The organism is Acetobacterium sp. (assembly GCF_039830195.1).
In the GTDB taxonomy this organism is placed as follows: Bacteria; Bacillota; Clostridia; order Eubacteriales; family Eubacteriaceae; genus Acetobacterium.
Genome location: NZ_JBDODG010000037.1, coordinates 14,547 through 33,562, shown reverse-complemented (window position 1 = coordinate 33,562; position 19,016 = coordinate 14,547). Strand labels below are relative to the sequence as shown.

At 45.2% G+C, this 19,016-nt stretch carries 19 protein-coding genes and 1 tRNA gene; 16 read left to right on the top strand and 4 right to left on the bottom strand.

Annotated features, from left to right (window positions below; genetic code table 11):
* Positions 1-269 precede the first annotated feature (269 nt).
* Genes ABGU93_RS11800 through ABGU93_RS11790 form a run of 3 tightly spaced genes read left to right on the top strand, consistent with a single transcriptional unit; the run spans position 270 to position 3,376 of the window.
* Complete coding sequence (locus tag ABGU93_RS11800) at positions 270-509, top strand: (2Fe-2S) ferredoxin domain-containing protein (RefSeq protein ID WP_347413645.1); 240 nt, start codon at positions 270-272, stop codon at positions 507-509.
* Complete coding sequence (locus ABGU93_RS11795) at positions 510-2,213, top strand: [Fe-Fe] hydrogenase large subunit C-terminal domain-containing protein (protein WP_347413644.1); 1,704 nt, start codon at positions 510-512, stop codon at positions 2,211-2,213.
* A complete protein-coding gene (locus ABGU93_RS11790) occupies positions 2,213-3,376 on the top strand; it encodes a SpoIIE family protein phosphatase (protein WP_347413643.1) in 1,164 nt (387 codons plus the stop codon). Before ABGU93_RS11795 ends, ABGU93_RS11790 begins: the two co-directional genes overlap by 1 nt.
* Positions 3,377-3,552: 176 nt before the next feature.
* Here the strand turns inward: ABGU93_RS11790 and ABGU93_RS11785 are convergent, their stop codons facing one another.
* Positions 3,553-4,881, bottom strand: coding sequence for an amino acid permease (locus tag ABGU93_RS11785; RefSeq protein WP_347413642.1), 1,329 nt, complete (start codon positions 4,879-4,881; stop codon positions 3,553-3,555).
* Between the two features lie 83 nt (positions 4,882-4,964).
* Complete coding sequence (gene upp, locus ABGU93_RS11780; RefSeq protein ID WP_347413641.1) at positions 4,965-5,594, bottom strand: uracil phosphoribosyltransferase; 630 nt, start codon at positions 5,592-5,594, stop codon at positions 4,965-4,967.
* Between the two features lie 168 nt (positions 5,595-5,762).
* Here upp and grxC point away from each other — a divergent pair, with 168 nt between their 5' ends.
* On the top strand, positions 5,763-6,011 hold the full coding sequence (gene grxC / locus ABGU93_RS11775; RefSeq protein WP_148636254.1) for a glutaredoxin 3: 249 nt from the start codon (positions 5,763-5,765) through the stop codon (positions 6,009-6,011).
* Between the two features lie 12 nt (positions 6,012-6,023).
* The gene (locus ABGU93_RS11770; protein WP_070372782.1) at positions 6,024-6,245 is read left to right on the top strand and encodes a PC4/YdbC family ssDNA-binding protein; all 222 of its coding nucleotides are present in this window, start codon (positions 6,024-6,026) and stop codon (positions 6,243-6,245) included.
* A 63-nt stretch (positions 6,246-6,308) separates the two neighbouring features.
* Here ABGU93_RS11770 and ABGU93_RS11765 read toward each other — a convergent pair whose 3' ends face one another.
* Positions 6,309-6,812, bottom strand: a complete 504-nt coding sequence (locus tag ABGU93_RS11765) for a MogA/MoaB family molybdenum cofactor biosynthesis protein (RefSeq protein WP_347413640.1) — start codon at positions 6,810-6,812, stop codon at positions 6,309-6,311.
* A gap of 9 nt (positions 6,813-6,821) precedes the next feature.
* Entirely contained in the window at positions 6,822-7,496 is a 675-nt protein-coding gene (locus tag ABGU93_RS11760; RefSeq protein WP_347413639.1) for a HesA/MoeB/ThiF family protein, read from the bottom strand.
* 127 nt (positions 7,497-7,623) lie between these two features.
* On the opposite strand from ABGU93_RS11760, the gene glp reads away from it, so the two are divergent.
* The 11 genes from glp to ABGU93_RS11705 all read left to right on the top strand — a co-directional run bounded on the left by glp (position 7,624) and on the right by ABGU93_RS11705 (position 19,004).
* Positions 7,624-8,877 (top strand): gephyrin-like molybdotransferase Glp, encoded by a 1,254-nt coding sequence (gene glp, locus ABGU93_RS11755; RefSeq protein WP_347413638.1) that lies wholly within the window; start codon positions 7,624-7,626, stop codon positions 8,875-8,877.
* A 43-nt stretch (positions 8,878-8,920) separates the two neighbouring features.
* A complete protein-coding gene (locus ABGU93_RS11750; RefSeq protein ID WP_347413637.1) occupies positions 8,921-10,861 on the top strand; it encodes a molybdopterin biosynthesis protein in 1,941 nt (646 codons plus the stop codon).
* Between the two features lie 28 nt (positions 10,862-10,889).
* Positions 10,890-11,849: a GTP 3',8-cyclase MoaA gene (gene moaA, locus ABGU93_RS11745; protein ID WP_347413636.1), complete on the top strand. Its 960-nt coding sequence runs from the start codon at positions 10,890-10,892 to the stop codon at positions 11,847-11,849.
* A gap of 1 nt (position 11,850) precedes the next feature.
* On the top strand, positions 11,851-12,348 hold the full coding sequence (moaC, locus tag ABGU93_RS11740) for a cyclic pyranopterin monophosphate synthase MoaC (RefSeq protein ID WP_347413635.1): 498 nt from the start codon (positions 11,851-11,853) through the stop codon (positions 12,346-12,348).
* A 19-nt stretch (positions 12,349-12,367) separates the two neighbouring features.
* Positions 12,368-12,805 carry an MOSC domain-containing protein gene (locus tag ABGU93_RS11735; protein WP_347413634.1) on the top strand — a complete coding sequence of 146 codons (438 nt, stop codon included), beginning with the start codon at positions 12,368-12,370 and terminating at the stop codon, positions 12,803-12,805.
* A 229-nt stretch (positions 12,806-13,034) separates the two neighbouring features.
* The gene (locus ABGU93_RS11730) at positions 13,035-13,223 is read left to right on the top strand and encodes a hypothetical protein (RefSeq protein WP_026394449.1); all 189 of its coding nucleotides are present in this window, start codon (positions 13,035-13,037) and stop codon (positions 13,221-13,223) included.
* Positions 13,213-14,487 (top strand): serine hydroxymethyltransferase, encoded by a 1,275-nt coding sequence (gene glyA, locus ABGU93_RS11725; protein ID WP_347413633.1) that lies wholly within the window; start codon positions 13,213-13,215, stop codon positions 14,485-14,487. The genes ABGU93_RS11730 and glyA overlap by 11 nt, the downstream gene beginning before the upstream one ends.
* A gap of 88 nt (positions 14,488-14,575) precedes the next feature.
* Positions 14,576-14,860 (top strand): DUF1294 domain-containing protein, encoded by a 285-nt coding sequence (locus ABGU93_RS11720; protein WP_347413632.1) that lies wholly within the window; start codon positions 14,576-14,578, stop codon positions 14,858-14,860.
* Positions 14,861-14,961: 101 nt separating this feature from the next.
* A tRNA-Leu gene (locus ABGU93_RS11715) sits at positions 14,962-15,046 on the top strand.
* Between the two features lie 202 nt (positions 15,047-15,248).
* Positions 15,249-16,622: a chitobiase/beta-hexosaminidase C-terminal domain-containing protein gene (locus ABGU93_RS11710; protein WP_347413631.1), complete on the top strand. Its 1,374-nt coding sequence runs from the start codon at positions 15,249-15,251 to the stop codon at positions 16,620-16,622.
* Between the two features lie 318 nt (positions 16,623-16,940).
* Positions 16,941-19,004, top strand: coding sequence for an N-6 DNA methylase (locus tag ABGU93_RS11705; RefSeq protein ID WP_347413630.1), 2,064 nt, complete (start codon positions 16,941-16,943; stop codon positions 19,002-19,004).
* The last annotated feature ends 12 nt before the right edge of the window (positions 19,005-19,016 follow it).

The window sequence follows — 19,016 nt, the reverse complement described above, 5'->3', positions numbered from 1 at the left end:
TTGAGAATTTGTGACCTTTGTTTATAGTATACCCAACAGCTGATGAATTAAGCAAAGAAATAAAAAAAAAGTGGAAAAAAAGATGTCGATAATTATCTAAAATGCCGATATTTCATCAGAAAGTGTACGTTTTTTTATCCTTGTTTTAAAACACATTTTTTTTTAGCCTTTTACCATGACATTTTTGCCCAGCCGTTGACAGACAAAAAATCTGATGATACCATGAACCAACCAGACTTGTGTAGAATATTTTTATAAAGGAATATGTGATGAAGACAATTAGAGTATGTGTTGGCAGTTCGTGTCATGTAAATGGATCATATAAGGTAGTTAAGGCCTTGAATCAGATCATTGACCAGCGGGAGCTGGGGGATGAGGTTGAATTGGTGGGGTCATTTTGTATGGGGAAATGCACGGAAGGTGTGGCCGTGGAATGTGATGACGTCATCTACGCTGTTTCAGTTGAAAATGTCGAAGAAATCTTCGAAAAAATATTGGGGGAAAAATAATTGAGTATTATCAATTTTTCAAAAGATAAATGCCGTAATTGTTACAAGTGTATCCGGAATTGCCCGGTCAAAGCCATTAAACTGAAGGATAAACACGCCCAGATTATTCAGTCCATGTGTATTGGCTGTGGTGTCTGTATTGCGACCTGTCCTCATAATGCCAAAGAAATCCATAGCGATGTCAAAACCATTAAGGAATGGTTAAAAACAGAACAGGTGGTGTTAAGCTTGTCGGCAGTATTCCCGACGGCTTATTATCTGGAGCATCCCCGACAATATCTGGGGATCCTTCGGGAACTGGGCTTTACCATTATTGAGGAAACTTCTATTGGTGCAGAGGTAGTGGCGAAAGCCTACGCTGATGAGTATCGCAGCGATAAAAAGTTTGTTATTTCGTCATCTTGTGCGGCCATTAAAAACCTGATCGAAATCTATTATCCCCAGTATTTATCATCACTGAGCCGCCAGGTTTCGCCGATGATTGCCCATGGTAAGATTCTCCGGGAAAAATATCCGGATGCCAAAATTGTTTATGCCGGTTCCTGCCTGGCTAAAAAAATGGAAGTACACGATAAAGATGTCCGCGGCATCATCGATGGGGTGTTAACCTTTGATGAAATTGATGCCTGGATAAAAGAGGAGAACATTGTCCCCGGCAAAATGCCAATGGAAGAATTCAACGCCATCGGTACCAACACCGGACGACTTTATCCGATTACCGGGGGGCTGGCTAAAAATAGCGTCGAAAATCTAGATGGTAGCCGAAAAATTCTCCGAATAGACGGAGTCAAGGATTGTATGGATTTCCTGGATGAAATTCACCAGCTGGACAAGAAATACTGGATTGAAATGAATGCCTGTGAAGAGGGCTGCGTCAATGGACCGGGAAATATTCACAGTCCCTTATCAAAATATGAAAAGGTGGAAATGCTACAAACCTATATCGATCTGAATAGTAAAAAGGAGCCTTCCGCCGAAATTCCCCAACTGGATACGAAGCGGTCTTTCCACAAGCGTCCGGTTCATCATCTCGGTGAAGTACCTGAGGAAGAACTGGAGAGAATTTTAAACCAGATGTCCAAATTCACGGAACGGGATGAGCTCAATTGCGGCACCTGCGGCTATGAAACATGTCGGGATAAAGCCAGAGCAGTTTATTGGAATATGGCGGAAATGGATATGTGCCTGCCGCTGATCACCAGCAAAACCGAAGCCATTTCAAATCTGATTATTACGACCACCCCCAATGCTATTGCCGTGCTCGATAAAAAATTCCGGATCATCGAGTTTAACGCTGCTGCTGAACGCCTCTTTAATATAAAAAAGGAAGAGGTGATGCGCTACAATTTTGTCGATGCGCTGGATTATAATCCCTTCCGAAAACTGAATCATGACCGGGGGAATACCTATACCGGAAAAGGTCATTATGAAAAAGAAAACCGTACTTTTATGGAAATCCTAACCTATATTCCAGAACAGGAACTGTATATGGGGATTTTCATCGATATCACCAGACAGGAAAAACAGGAGCAGGACATGCAGAAAATTCAGGAAGAAACCCTGAAAATGGCCCAACGGGTTATTGACAAGCAAATGCGGGTTGCGCACGAAATCGCCGGACTGCTGGGAGAAACCACGGCAGAAACCAAGGTGACGTTGACCAAGCTCCAGAAAGTCGTGACCAGTCGGGAGGTTGAAATTTAATGCCTTTATTTATGGATATTGCCAGTGATAGTGTCAACAAGGTTCATGAAGAGCTTTGCGGCGATAATGTGGAAGTGCGAATTAATGATGAAAGTGTCATTGTCGTGCTGGCAGACGGCATGGGCAGCGGGGTCAAAGCCAATATTCTGGCAACCCTCACGTCCACCATTGCGGCCACCATGCTGGAAGAAAAAATGGGGATTATGGATGTACTGGAAACTCTGGAAGCAACCCTGCCAAAATGCAGCGTCCGCCACATGGCTTATTCCACCTTTACGATTGTTCAAGTTTTCCGAAACCGGATGGCCTATATTCTGGAATTTGATAACCCCCCGCTGGTGTTTATCCGGGATGGAGAAATTATCGAACTGGAGCGGAAGGAAATCGAATTCCAAGGGAAATCTGTTTACGAGACCAGCAAGGAAATAGAGAAAGGTGACATCATGGCTTTTTTCAGTGACGGCGTGATTCATGCCGGAATTGGCCATCTGTTGAATTTTGGCTGGCAATGGGAAGAAGCGTCGGATTATATCCTGGCTCGCTCTTATGAGAATAAAAAAGCCAAGGATATTTCCATGTCATTAGTGGAGACCTGCTATAATCTTTATGGCGAAGAACCCGGAGATGATACTACTGTGGCCGTGATCAAGGTGGAAGAACGAAAATATATTACCATCTTTTCCGGACCTCCGTTGGATCAGGAAAAGGACGCCGAGATTAAACGGTTACTGGAACGGGCCCGGGGCAAAAAAATTGTCTGCGGCGGGACGGCAGCCAACATTGTCGCCCGGGAATTTGGGGAAGAAGTTAAGGTTGATTTTTCCACCATGTCGGACAGGGTGCCCCCAATTGCTACCATCAAAGGGATTGATCTGGTGACTGAAGGGGTACTGACGCTTCAGGAAACCCTGCGGATCTGCGATGACTATATGCATAATCGCTGTGGTCGGGAAATTTTTCAGGAAAAGAACGGCGCATCGATGCTGGCGAATATTTTGATGAACGAATGCACCACCATTGATCTGATTATGGGGAATTCGATTAATCCGGCTCATCAGAATCCGGATTTTCCGGAGGAACTCACGACTAAATGGCGGGTGACTCAAAAACTCATTGATATGCTGCGTAGCATCAACAAAGAAGTTAACATCATCTATGTTTGATTTAAACACAATAAACCAATTATTATAATTCAAGCAAAAAGAGAAGCGGAACACCCCGGTGAGGGTGCTCCGCTTCTTTATATAATATGCTTTGAGGAGAAAAGCTATATAACATATTTACCCAAAATATTTTAATAAACACAAATATTAAAAAAATATTTTTTTATTTGTTTTTGTTATTTTTTTAAGACGCCAAAATGGTAGTAGCTGTACCCGGCTCCAAAAACAATGGCGCAAATTACAAAGTAGAGTCCAAACAGCGGATTCTGGATCCCACCGGAGAAAATAATCAAAGAACCGATGGCGGCCAGAATCGGACAGATCAAACCTCGGAAGACGCTTTTGATTTCCTTCTTTTTCCATAAAACAAAAACTTTGTAATACAGGCCCAGATACAGCAGATAACTGGTTACGATGGCGATTTCAGAAATGTCGGAATTAGGAAACAGGGTGTACTTCTGAGAAAAATAATGGACTGTTAGCCAGAAACCGACAATAACAAGCGCAAAAACGGCGGAATTCACCGGGAAATCAAACCGTGGTGAGATCTTAGTCATCGCTCCGGATTTGGGGATCATCTGATCCAGGCCCAAAGCGTAGGGCATTCGGATCATTGCCATGACCAGGCCATTCAGGGTCCCCAGCACCGAGATAAAGACGAACAGCATTAGTATTTTTGCGCCGCTAGGACCAAAAATCATATTTGCCGCAAAATCCAGATGGGCGTCTCCGGCGTTCATAATTTCGGTGGGCCCGACCAGATTTGAAATCCCCACAAAATATATGATATAGAGCACCAGAATAATCAGTGGACTGATGACCAGGGCCAGCGGCAGATTCCGTTTACTGTTTTTAATCTCATAAGCTACCGAGGTAGAAATAATCCAGCCGTCAAATGAAAATGCAATCGGAGCAATGGCCGCAATCCAACCGGTTGAGCCAATTTCTGAAACGGCCGCGGCGGTAAAATGTTCTCCGGTGCCGCCGAATATCAGGCCGGCAAAACCGATGACCACCAGCGGAATCAGCTTGATGACCATCGCGGTACTCTGGAAATGACCGCCGATTTTGGCTGAAAAAATATTGGTGGCATAGAGTACAAAAAAACAGGCGATCCCGGCCAGGATTTGAATTTCCAACGTTTGTTCTACATTAAAGAGGATACAAAAGTAGATCCCCGAAACCCAGGCTAGGATAGCGGTGATGGTGGGTAAATAAATAAAGGTCTGAAACCAGCCATAGGCCGAACCCATACTGGGGCTGATAAATTCCTTGGCATAAGAAAGAACCCCACCGGGCCGATCGGTTCGGGCGGCTAGTTCGGCGATGGTTAAACAGCCAAAGACGATACTGATGGCCGCAATGACGAAGACCAGAATACCTAAAACAACACTGCCGCCGGTGGCGACGAGAATATTATCGCTTTTGAAAAAAATACCAGAACCGATAACGACGCCAACAATAAGCGCGATGGCGGTAAATAAGTTGTATCGTGACTGTTGCATGGCAACCTCCAGGGTTTGGATTCCCGGCAAATAAGTAAAAGTTTGGTGCGATTTATTTTTAATTACCGGAAAAAAATTGGGATTTATTTGGTACCAAAAAGTCGGTCGCCGGCATCACCTAAACCAGGAACGATGTAAGCATGATCGTTTAAGTGATCATCAATAGCGGCACAGAAAATAGGGATTTCGGGATAAGCGGCGGTGACGGCTTTGATCCCTTCCGGGCAGGCCAAAATATGAACCACTTTGATATTGGGACAATTGGCTTCTTTTAATAAGCGAATGGTATGAATCACCGAAACACCGGTGGCCAGCATCGGATCGACAATTATAGCTTCTCTTTCGGCAATATCAGAAGGCAGCTTTTTGTAGTATTCTACCGCCTGAAGGGTTTCGGGATCTCGATATAAGCCGATATGACCGATTTTGGCCTTGGGGATAATATTGGTAAAGCCTTCAACCATTCCCAAACCTGCTCGCAGAATAGGGACAATGACGACATCTTTTTCGGCCAGAACTTTTTGCGTCGTTTTACAGATGGGGGTTTCAATCTCAATTTCTTTAAGCGGAAAATGTTTGGTAACCTCCCAGGCCATCAAGCTGGACAATTCTTTTACCAATTCTCGGAATTCACGGGAAGGGGTTTCCATCTTGCGAAGGTGGGTTAATTTGTGCATGACAAGTGGATGATCCACTATGGTTACATTTTGCATGGGTTATCTCCTTTTATTGTTATTAGATTAATAATACGATAACTGAGATAATAATTCTACAATTATTTAAGAATTATTTGTTGACACTTGGGAAATAAGGGTTAAAATGAAATAATACGATTAAATTTATGACGAAAATAAATTTTAAAAAGGAAGGTGACCTGAAAAATGAAAGAAATAAAATTATATACTTGGGCCCACTGTCCATATTGCCGAGCCGCCAAACAACTTCTGGATGACAAGGGGTTGAAGTATACGGAAATTGACATTTATAATGACGCGCAAACCCGTCGCCAATTGCAGGATCAGACAAATCATTATACAGTACCTTTTGTCTTTATAGGAGAGACATTTGTTGGTGGTTTTTCGGAACTTAAAGAAATCGAGTTTAGTGGTAAACTTGATGAATTATTATAAGGTGAGGTTAAGATGGCAGCAATAACATTCAAAGTTGTAGAAGAAATCGGAGTTCTCAGTGAATTACCCAGCGGATGGCAGAAAGAACTGAATCTGGTCAGCTGGAATGAACGGGATCCCAAATATGATATTCGGGATTGGAATGCAGATCACGAAAAAATGCGTAAGGGAATCACATTGACCGCCGATGAGCTGGTCCAATTGCGTGATATCTTAAACGGGATGGAACTTTAGTAAAAAATGCAGTAAAAAGCGTATCTCACCAGATGGGGAGATACGTTTTTTTTATGGGTGGGGTTACTTGATGGGTTCGGCGCAATTGGCGGAACCGGTGCTTAGGAGCATGTCGAGGCCGTGGTCCAGGGCCGGCAGAATGGCTTCGAGATTTTCCTTGACCGCTTTGGGGCTGCCGGGGAGGTTGATAATCAGGGTTTGCTTGCGGATACCGGCGGCGCTGCGGCTGAGCATCGCTTTTGGGGTAATCTGCAGGCTATGGTAACGCATCGCTTCCGGGATTCCCGGGGTCATCCGGTCGCAGACGGCAATGGTGGCTTCAGGAGTCCAGTCCCGCTGAGAAAAACCGGTGCCGCCGGTGGTTAGGATCAGATCCAGATGGTCCTCATCGGCCCAAGCCATCAGGGCGGCTTTGATGGTGTCCAGATCATCCGGCAGGATGATGGTTTTGATCACCTCATAAAGTTTGGTTTCGGCCAGCATCGTCTCAATCATCGGGCCGCTTTTGTCTTCTCGTTGGCCCTTTGAGCCCAAATCGCTTAAGGTCATTATTCCAGTTCGATACATAAGATCCTCCTAAATATTAAATGTAAAAAAGTCGTTGGCTAATAAATCAATATACAAAAGTTTGTTCCGCAATATTTCTTCTTTACCGGTGAGGACTTTTAAGGCTTCAGAAACTTCCAGCGAAGCTGCCAGCGCCGGGGTAAAGGATGGGTTGCCCAGAGCCTTGGAATCGTACTCTTTTTCGCCGGCATAGAGGCGGGACAGGGTATCGTCTTCCGGGAAAACCGTGGTGACCTGGGCAAACCAGCCGCCAATCGCACCGTGGATCAGGGGAATGTTTTTTTCTTTGCACAGGGTCTGTACGGTGAGTCGTGCGGGGACATTATCCAAGGCGTCCACCACCAGATCGGCCGCGCCAATCAGGGCGGAACCGTTATCCTCGTCGAGAAAATCGTGATAATAGGTGGTTGACACTTCTTTATTAATCAACTTAACCCGTGCCGCTGCAGCTTTAGCCTTAGGGGTACCCAGATTTTTTTCGGTGGAGAAAATCTGCCGATTCTGGTTGGAATCTTCAAAAACATCGCCATCAATTAGAATCAGAGCACCAATGCCGACCCGGGCCAACATTTCAATAATATAACCGCCCAAACCGCCGCAGCCCACCACACAAACTGTGGCACGTTGGATGCGCTCAAATTCTTCCTCGGAAAAAGCCGGAAAATTCCGTTCATAACGTGACATCGCGTCACCTCCTCGTATCCCAATCTAACAATTAACTCCAGTATAACAATTTTTAACGAATAATTAAAGTCTTGAATTGATATTGTTTTTTCCGACAAAAATCGTTAGAATAGAAAGAAGACAAAAAATGATAAAATTTGGTCGGATAGGAGAAAAAATGGAGTTGCTGAAGGTAAAAACCATTGATGAGATGAAAAAAATCATCAATGAGACATTTAAGGACTTAACTTTAGAGAATGAAACCATTGATTTAAGCCATGGCCTGGGTCGGGTATTATCAGCGGACATCGTTTCCACCATGGATGTGCCTCATTTTGATCGATCAGTGGTAGATGGTTATGCGGTGAAACTAACCGACGTTCAGGGAGCATCCAATGCCATTCCGGGTTTTTTGAGAATAGTTGGCGAAGTCCAGATGGGCAAAGAAACCACCGACAGCCTTAATCAGGGCGAAACCTTTTATGTACCAACCGGTGGCATGGTGCCAGCCGGCACCGATGCCATGATCATGATTGAATATACTGAAAAACTGGGGGAAAAAGACCTGGCTGTATACACCAATGCCGGAGCCAATGAAAATATGATGCGCATTGGCGATGATATCAGAAGCGGGGAACTGGTTTTTTCCCGGGGCCATCAGTTAAGACCCCAGGACATCGGGGTTTTATCGGCTTTAGGTTACCTGCAGATTGAGGTTTATAAGCGTCCCCTGCTCAGCATTATTTCAACTGGTGATGAAATCATCCGACCGGGAGAGACCCCTAAGCCAGGGGAAGTGATTGATATTAATACACCGGCATTGGGGGCGGTGGCAAAACGATTGGGGGCGGAGGTAATTTCGACCTCCTACGCCAGAGATGACCAGGAGGAGATTCGCTCAGCCGTCGCGAGTGGAATAGAAAACGGCGATATGGTCATTCTTTCCGGCGGTAGTTCGATGGGCGAAAAGGATTATACGGTCAAAGTCATTGATGGGCTGGGCGAAGTGCTGCTTCATGGTCTGGCTGTTAAACCAGGAAAACCAACGATTCTGGGAACTGTTTCGCAAAAACCAGTGATCGGCTTACCCGGCCAGCCGGCCGCGGCCATCATGGTGATGATGATCGTGCTGCAGGAATTTATGAAGCTGTACTACGGACAGGATTCTTTTAAGTATCAGACCGCCCAAGGGGTATTGATGGAAAATATCCATGCTGCGCCGGGACGGCGGACCTTCCAGACTGTGTCCATTGCTAAAACCGAAAATGGCATCGAAGTCCGGCCAACTCGCGGTAAATCCGGAATGATTACACTCTTATCCTATTCGGACGGATACATTGAAATCACCGAAAACGAAGAAGGAAAAAATACCGGAGACCAGGTTGAAGTGACCCTGTTTTAGAAAGTACGCGGCCTTATCACTAGCATCAGAACTGGAGGGAACAATGAATACCGAAAATACAGGAAAAAAAGACGAACGCAATTTATATTTAAAAAATGAAGATCTGGAACAGGCAGTGAAAAAGTTTCTGGCCTTGTTATCCTTTGAAGAAGCACAGGAAAAAGGTCGTTTATTGCCTGTGATCGAAGCTCAGGGATGGGTGACTAAGGAGCCGGTCTTTGCAAAAATTTCGTCGCCCTATTATAATGCCTCGGCCATGGATGGAATCTGTCTGGATGCCATCGCGATGATTGGTGTTGATGAACGTCATCCCCGGACCTTGATAAAAGGAACCGATTTCGATTTTGTGGATACCGGCGACGTGATTACTGATCCCTACAATGCTGTGGTGATGATCGAAGATGTCATCATCAAAAATGATGACGAGGTCAGCATCAACAATCCGGTTTCGCTGTGGCAGCATGTCCGGCCCATCGGTGAAGATATTGTTGCCGGAGAACTGATTATTCCAGCCTTTCATCGGATCCGTCCGATCGATCTGGGGGCCCTGCTGGCTGGTGGCATTACTGAAATTGAAGTGATGGATAAACCTCAGGTCGGGATTATCCCCACCGGCACCGAACTGGTGGAAGCCGGAGCGGCCATGGCGGTGGGAAAAATTGTCGATTCCAATACCCACATGTTTGCGGGGCTGGTAAAAGAATACGGCGGCGAAGCCCGACGTTACCCCACGGTGCGGGACGACTATGAACTGATCAAAAAAGCCATCATTAAAGCAGTGGATGAAAATGACGTGGTGCTTATTTCGGCCGGTTCCTCGGCGGGAACTGAAGACTACACCCGTAAGCTAGTCGCAGAACTGGGTGAAGTGGTGGTTCACGGCGTGGCCATCAAACCAGGAAAACCAGTAGTTTTGGGAGTCATTCAGGGAAAACCGGTAATCGGGATCCCCGGCTATCCGGTTTCCGCTTACTTTGTGTTTGAGAGCTTTGTTAAGCCGGTAATGCTGGCCTTCAACCATCAGACCTTGACGGAAGGGGTTGCCATCAAAGCGGTACTGTCAAAACGACTGATGTCGTCGCTGAAACATCTGGAGTTTGTGCGGATGAAATGCGGTCGGGTTAATCAGCGCTTTGTGGCCACGCCTCTGGATCGCGGCGCTGGGGTGACGATGTCGCTGGTTAATGCCGACGGGATTTTGAAGATCCCCAAAAATGTAGAAGGCTATGAAGCCGGGGAAGAGGTCGAATTGATTCTGATGCGGCCCCGGGAAGAATTAGAAAATACTCTGGTTTCGATTGGCAGTCACGATGTACTGATGGATATTGTCGCCAATATTATTCATAAAAACAAGGAAATGATGAGTCTATCCTCGGTTCATGTGGGCAGCCTGGGCGGGATTATGGCGATCAAAAAAGGGGAGTGCCATATTGCCCCAATCCATCTGCTTGATGAGGAAACCGGGATTTACAATCTGGCCTATTTGAAACGTTATCTGGCCGATGAGGCGGTGGTGTTGATCAAAGGGGTCAAACGAACCCAGGGGATGATCATCCCCAAAGGTAATCCCAAAAATATTCAGGGAATTACCGATCTGATCCGGCCGGACATCAGCTTCGTTAACCGCCAGCGAGGGTCGGGCACCCGGGTGCTGCTGGATTATTTATTGAAAACCGCCCAACTTGATGCCAATCAGGTTTTAGGATATACCCGGGAAATGAACACCCATATGATGGTGGCTTCGGCCGTGAAATCTGGTTCCTGCGATGTCGGGATCGGGGTTTTATCGGCGGCCAATATGATGGAGCTGGATTTTATCCCCATCGGCGACGAAGCTTACGATTTTGTAATACTAAAAGACAATCTGGGAGATCCTCGGGTACAGATATTTATTAAAGTGCTTAAATCACAGGAATTCAAAGATGCCCTGAAGCGGCTGGGGGGATATGGACTGGAACAGCCGGGAGAAATAGTCGAACCCTAGACATCACAAGGGAGAAAGCAGGAAGCAGATGAAGGATAATTATGGAAGAAAAATAAATTACATGCGTATTTCCATCACCGATTTATGCAATTTAAGATGTGTCTATTGTATGCCGGAAGAGGGTGTTGAGAAACATCCTCATCAGAAAAATCTGTCCTTTGAAGAAATTCTGGATCTGATCAAAGCCGGGGTGAGCCTGGGGGTCAACAAGATTCGGCTAACCGGCGGAGAACCGCTGGTACGCCATGGGATTGTGGATTTAGTCAGACAGATCGGGGAAATTCCCGGAATTGACGATTTGACCATGACCACCAATGGGATTCTCTTGCCTAAATACGCCAAAGATTTAAAAGCAGCTGGCTTAAATCGGGTGAATATCAGTCTGGATACCTTTGATCCGGTCAAGTTTCATGAGATTACCCGGTGGGGCCATCTGGAAGATGTTCTCGCGGGGATTGCCGCCGCCAAGGCAGTGGGGATGCATCCCATTAAAATTAATACGGTGCTGATTAAGGGTTTTAATGACAACGAAATAGAAAACTTTGTGAATTACACCAGGGAAGAAGACGTCGATGTCCGGTTTATTGAACTGATGCCGCTGGGCGAGTCCAGTACTTTTGCGGAAAATAAATATCTGTCCAATGGTGAGGTATTAAAAAGAATGCCGGCTTTAATGCCGCTTCTGGAACCGGACAAAACCGGACCGGCAGAATATTATCAGCTGCCCGGAGCCAAGGGCCGAGTGGGGCTGATTAATCCCATCAGCAAGCATTTCTGCAGCGCATGTAACCGGATTCGGGTGACCACCGACGGGAAGATCAAACCCTGTCTTCATTCAGATTACGAAATTGACCTGGTGGCACTGCATCAATCCGGAATGACCTATCAAGAAATTCTTTTACAGGCGATTAATGAAAAACCGGAGAAACATCATATCAACGAACATGAAAAACAGTTACTAAGAAATATGAACGAAATTGGAGGATGATATGGACAAGGAAGTATTAGAGTTCACCCATTTTAATGAGGCGGGCCGCAGCAAAATGGTGGATGTTAGCGAGAAAAAAAGCTCCGAGCGGGTGGCTGTTGCCAAGGGTGCCATCACCATGAAAAAAGAGACCCTGCAAAAAGTCATCGATGGCCAGATGAAAAAAGGCGACGTCCTGGGCGTGGCTCAGATTGCCGGAATTATGGGGGTTAAGCGAACCGCTGACCTGATTCCGATGTGCCACAATATTTTTATTTCTGGCAGCGATATTAATTTTCAAATTGATGAGGAAAATTCCCGGATTCTAATCGAAGCCGTGGTTAAAAACACCGGTCAGACCGGGGTGGAAATGGAAGCCTTAACAGCGGTATCTGTGGCCGCCCTGACCATTTATGATATGTGCAAAGCGGTGGACAAAGAAATGACGATTGAAGCGATTTATCTGGCTAAAAAAACTGGCGGTAAATCCGGCGAGTTTATCAATTCCAAACATCAATAAATTTAACAGGAGAAAAAACATGAGTGGAAAAGTAATTGCAATTAATATCAGTGAGAAAAAAGGTGTCATGAAAAAACCGATACCGGCCGGGAATTTTATTAAGGATTTTGGACTGGAGGGCGACGCCCACGCCGGGAAATGGCATCGGCAGGTTAGCCTGTTAGGCCAGGAGAGTATTGATAAAATGATCGCTATGGGAGCAGCCGGACTATGCGCCGGAAATTTTGCCGAAAACATTACGACCGAAGGAATCTGTGTCTATGAATTGCCGGTGGGGACTAAGCTAAAAATTGGAGAAACACTTCAGGAAGTTACCCAGATCGGTAAAGAATGTCATGCTGGATGCGAAATTGCCCAACAGGTTGGGGATTGTGTGATGCCACGAGAAGGCATCTTTACAATTATCCTGGAAGGTGGCACCATCAAAGCCGGAGATACCATCGAAGTCGTGGAATAGTCAGATCGAAAATCAATTGATTCTGACCAGTTCAATAACAAAAACCTGATGAGCTTTGCAGTGTCGGAAACTATTGAATGAAATAAACCTTAAATTTTTCCAGAGATCAAACAAATCATAAAAAATGATGGAATGTGTATTGCATTATCAGAATTTAATGTTACAATAGTAAATGTTATTGCCGTACAAGTGTCTTTCAGATGAAGACAGTCGCCTAATGGAGGACAATATGAATGAATTTATAAATAGTATGGCCGGAGTGGCCTGGAGTATCATCCCGATATTGCTGATCTTTTTTTTAATGTCAGGCATCATGTTCGTTTTTTATTTCAAAGTGAAAATTGAAGAAATATCGATCTATTTAAAAAGTATTGCAGCTTCCCTCGAAAGGCTTTCAAATCGGCGAAATGACTATTAGAAAGAGTTTTATGGAGGAATTTATGTTTTTTGAAGAAGTAAAAGTTGCAGATCCTGAGATTTATGAGCTCATGGAAAAGGAATTGCATCGACAACAAAGTCATTTAGAGCTGATCGCCTCTGAAAACTTCGTGTCAGACGCAGTGATGATTGCTATGGGAAGCCATTTAACCAATAAATACGCAGAAGGTACCCCGGGACACCGCTTCTATGGCGGCTGTGTTCACGTTGATACCATCGAACAGGTTGCTATTGATCGGGCCAAGGCATTATTTGGCGCCGAACACGCCAATGTCCAGCCTCATTCCGGTGCCCAGGCCAATACTGCCGTATATATGGGAATTTTAGAACCGGGCGATACCGTTTTAGGGATGCGTTTGGATCAGGGCGGACATTTAACCCATGGTAGCCCCGCCAACCTGTCGGGGAAATATTATAATTTTATCTCTTATGGTGTCGATCAGGTTACGGAAACCATTGATTATAATGAAATAGAAAAACTGATCAAAGAACATCAGCCCAAATTGGTAGTAGTGGGCGCCAGCTCATACCCGCGAGCCATCGACTTTGAACGCATTTCAAAGATGACCAAGGCCGCCGGTTGTTATCTGATGGTGGATATGGCCCATATTGCCGGTCTGGTGGCCGCTGGACAGCATCAAAGTCCTGTGCCCTATGCCGATTTTGTTACCACCACCACGCACAAAACCCTGAGAGGCCCAAGAGGGGGCATTATTCTATGTAAAAAAGAATATGCCAAACTCATTGATAAGGGTGTTTTTCCAGGAACCCAGGGTGGTCCTCTGGAGCATATGATTGCCGCCAAGGCGGTAGCTTTTAAAGAAGCAGCAACGCCAGAGTTTAAGGCTTATCAGGAACAGGTTGTTAAAAATGCCAAAGTATTGGCAGCCGCTCTTGAAAAACGGGGATTTCGAATAGTTTCCGGCGGAACCGACAATCATCTGATGCTGTTAGATGTCAGTAAGGTGGGCCTGACTGGGAAAGAAGCAGATGAAACCCTGGGAAAAGTCAATATCACCGCCAATAAAAATGCCATTCCCTACGACAAGGAAAGTCCGTTTGTCACCAGCGGAATCCGGGTGGGTACTCCGGCGATTACTACCCGCGGGCTGGTTGAAGCCGACATGGAAGTCGTAGCCGATGCCATCGAAGCGGCACTGATTAAAAAAGACATGGAACTGGCGCTTGAAAAAGTCGCCTTTTTAACAGCAAAATATCCCCTGTATCCGGGCTTAATGGGATAATAATTAAATTGATTATAAAGATACAGGGGTTTGTTGATTCAAACCCCTGTATCTAATTATATATGCCGGTAAAGAGAAAAGGAACAACATGAACAATTTCATCAATTATTTCGTTATTTATTTTATCATCATTAATCTTATTACCTTTATCTTTTTCTGGAACGATAAACGACGGTCAAAAAAAGAGGCCTGGCGGATTTCGGAGAAAACCCTGATGGGCCTATGTCTGATTGGCGGCTCAATTGGCGGATTGCTGGGCATGCGGGTTTTTCATCATAAAACAAAGCATGCTTTATTTGCCTGGGGGATTCCGATGATTATTGTTTTGCAGATCGGGTTGGTGCTGTTACTGTATTTTAAAGGATTGAATTAACAAAAGCGAATAAAATACATACAAATTAAAAAAATATTAAAACAGGCCTTGACAATCTGTTTAAAACAGTGTATTCTATAGTGGTGTTCAAAATGATTTATGCGAGAGTGTTGGAACTGGCAGACAAGCACGTTTCAGAGGCGTGTGTCGCAAGGCGTACGGGTTCGACTCCCGTCTCTCGCACCATTTAGAATTTTCAAAAACGGCATGAGATGGCCGTTTTTTTTATGCCCAAAATCTGGCACTCTGCTAACTGGTTTTTTTCTTCGGGATTAATTGGGAAAAAAGTGGGTAAATTATTTATAAACAAACTTTAATTCGATGATATAAAGCAACTAAGAAATTGAGAGAGAGGGAAGTCAGTTAATCCATTTACAAGGGGGATACAATGAAATGCGATAAATGCGGTCACGAAAATGAAGCATCCAGTTTATTTTGTCAAAATTGCGGAAATCCGATTCGAAGTCTGGAAAAGTGGGAGACCGGAGAACCGGAAACAACGGTAAAGGAAAAAACGGAAAGCGGGATTCCGGATAGTAAAGCTGGGCACCCGGGAAAGAATAAGGGAATCATCATTGCGATTGCAGCAGTGGTCGGAGTCTTGCTGGTTGCTGGCGGTGTGTTTGGTTTTTTGAATTTTCAGAAGACCAGTGCTATTGGCAGCGGTCTGAAAAACGGCGAAGCGTTGCTGGCTGCACAGAATTATACCGAAGCGCTGGTGGCTTTTGACGGAGTCTTGAAACTGGATCCGAACAATGCCGAGGCGATGTTCGGGAAAGCCAAAGCTTACTCAGGGATGGGCAATTACAAAATGGCCAATACCTTTTTTGAGGAAGCCATCTTAAAAGAAAAAAACGAGGAAAAATTAAAAATAATCTTTGATGCCTACATTGCTTCAGAAGTTCAGGCGGGAGCGGCAGAGAGTGATCTTTTCGCGCTGCTTGATCGGGCCACCGAAGTCACCGGGGACAGTAAATATGCCGATCAGAAAAGTAGCTATACAGTTAAGGCGCCGTCCTTTAATCTCAATCCGGGAACCTATCAGGGGGAGCAAAAACTGGAAATTGTTAAGGCTGATGCCAATGATCAGGTTTTTTACACGACGGATGGATCTCAGCCCACGGTCAGTTCAATCGCATATACAGAGCCGATTACCTTGACAAAAGGTGAAAAAACAATCAAAGCCATTGAAGTCAATGTGGCAGGTTTTGCCAGTAAAATAATCGAAGGCAAATACGTTATCAATGATATTCCAACCACATCTGGGGGAGCGGAATCAGAAGGGCCCGAATCGGAGGGCGGCACTGCCACCGGCTACGACTATACTAATTTCAGTCTGGTTGCCTCATCAACCCTGCCAGATATGGCCGGGATCAGTTATTATGTCGGCAATGTGATGGATGGCAGCAATAACACCGCCTGGGTAGAAGGTGTGGCCGGAGATGGCGTTGGCGAATATGTCCAATTCGTTTATAATGGAACAGCCGCTCTGACCATCCATGGGGTAGCCATCAAAAACGGATATGTCAAAACGACCACCTCTTTTTCCGAAAACGGCAGTGTCCGAGGGATGGTCATGTATGTTAATACCAGTCCCGTGGCCAATATGATTCTCGAACGGATTCGGGATGAACAGGTGGTCTCAATCAGCCCCACCACCATTAATCCCGGCGATTCGGTCGTTTTTGTCATCGACTCGGTGGTCCCGGGACCCGCTGACGGCGACCATGATACCGCCATCACCGAAATAAGACTGTTCTGATTTTTTCAACGTAAATTTATAAAAATCCGGAGAGCAAAACTCTGGTCAGATTGTCAGAAAAGATAACCCAGTACCGACAATTGTTACATCATGTTATACGCATCGGAGCGAACAGGTTGATAAACCTGTCCGATTCCGCAGCGAACAACAGATTAACAATTGGTCGGTACGGTAGTTCATTGATAACCTCTCCGGAGAACCTGTTCTCTGGATTTTTTTGTTTGAATCGTTTATTTCAGCCTTTTCTTTATCTTTTTCAGACAAATGATGTTATAATAACCAGGTGAGACTAACATCAATAATATGAAAGAGGTTTTAATGAAGTTTCTGGAGATTTCAGATAAGCTGACACAATTTATAAATAGATACAATTATCTGACTGAGGACCGCAGTGCCAATGTGCTTTTTTTGCTTACCTGCATTGTTTTGAAGTATCTGGCGGACAATCAGCGGATTGATTTTGAAGCCCATCGTAAGGACATCAAAAAGAATTTTACCCTGGATTATATTCTGGGACTGTGGCAGGGAACGCCCCTCAGGTTGGCATTCGGGGAGCAACCTATGGCAGATCCCCAGCCGATTGGCGATGAGATATGGGATTGGGTTTGTGAGTTGACCACAGCGTTACCCTCCCTGGCAGGTGAGAATCCGGGGCTGATTGGCAGCCTTTACGAAGCCAGCCTGCTGATCAATCATAAGAAAAACCACGGCATTTTTTATACCCCGGAGAACATTGCCACTTATATGGCATCTGATGTGCTGGGATCATTCCAGCCCGGAGATGAACAGCAGGACTTCCGGATTCTGGATCCGGCATGTGGAAGCGGGTCCCTGTTAAATGCCGTTTATGATCAGATTGTGGCAAAAAGCAGTGCATTGAGTCCGGCGGAACAAGAAGCACAGCATCGCCAGCTGCTGGAAAACTGCCTGCTGGGTGTGGACCGGGATCCGATTGCCTGTCTGGTGACCCGGCTGATCCTGACCTTGAAAGGAAACCAATACGTTAAACCGCGGGGGATTTTTTGCGGCGATATTCTTACCGAAGAATTAGTAACAACCCAGTCGGTGGATGTGGTAATCGGGAACCCGCCCTATGTAGGTCACAAAGAAATCCAGGCCGAGTATATGAAACTGCTCAAAAACCGCTATGCCGAGGTGTACCGGGATAAGGGTGATCTTTCCTATTGCTTTATCTACCGGGGCTGGGAGTTGTTGAAACCCACGGGGCAATTAATCCATATCACCTCCCGCTATTTTATCGAAGCCTTCTACGGGAAACCGTTACGAGCCTTTATCAGGAAAGCTTTTGCGATCCAGGAAATTGTGGATTTTAACGGGCTGCGGGTTATTGAAGGGGTTGGGGTTGATCCGGCCATTATCCGGCTGGAGAAAAAGCAGGAGATTGATGACGCGCAAACCATTCGGGTTAAGCGCTTCTTCATTAAAAACCATAAACCGGAAAACTATCCCCAACTGATCCAATCACTGGAGCAAAATAATCAGCAAAGCGATCTTTATGAATCATTTGAACTGCTGCAGGCCCGCTTAAATGACGATTCCTGGCGGCTATATTCGCCGGTTACGCAGGGGATTATTGAAAAGATTGAGAAAAAAACACCGTTCACCCTGGATAATGTTGTCCACAGTTTTCAGGGGATTATTACCGGCAATGACAAGGCCTTTGTTTTTGAGCAGACTGATCCGGCACTTTGTGCCTTTGATCCGGCCTTGTTAAAACCCTGGATTAAAAACAAGGATGTCAGGGCCTACCAGGTAACCGAACCGCAAAAGAAAATCCTCTATACCAACAGGATCGGGGCCGTTGATCAGTACCCTCAGGTGGCCGCGCATCTGGAAAACCACCGGGACAAGCTTGCAAACCGCCGGGAATGCAAAAATGGCAAGCTGGCCTGGTATAAGCCGCAATGGGGACGGGATCCGGATCATTTTGAAGGACGAAAAATCGTCTTCCCTTATAAGGCAACCCAAAATCGTTTTGCCATTGATGAAAATAAATGTTATTTCAGTGCGGATGTTTATGGACTGATTCTCAAATCCCGGCTTTACCATCAGGTCGATGAGGAATTTCTGGTGCTGCTGTTAAACAGCCGGCTGTATAATTATTACTTTAAGTCCTACGGAAAAAAACTGGGGGACAAGCTTTATGAGTACTATCCAAATACCCTGTTACGGCTGGGAATACCGGACATAAAAGATGAAGCTATTAAGTATTTTAAAGATTTTTATGATAGAATTGTAGAATTAAAGAAAAATGGAGACACTTCGGAATCAGGCAAGATTCTTGCTGAAATTGACCAGTGGTTCTATGATTTTTTTGAGCTAAACCAGGTAGAAATAGATGTAATTGAAACGAACCGGTGATTGCGATCCTAC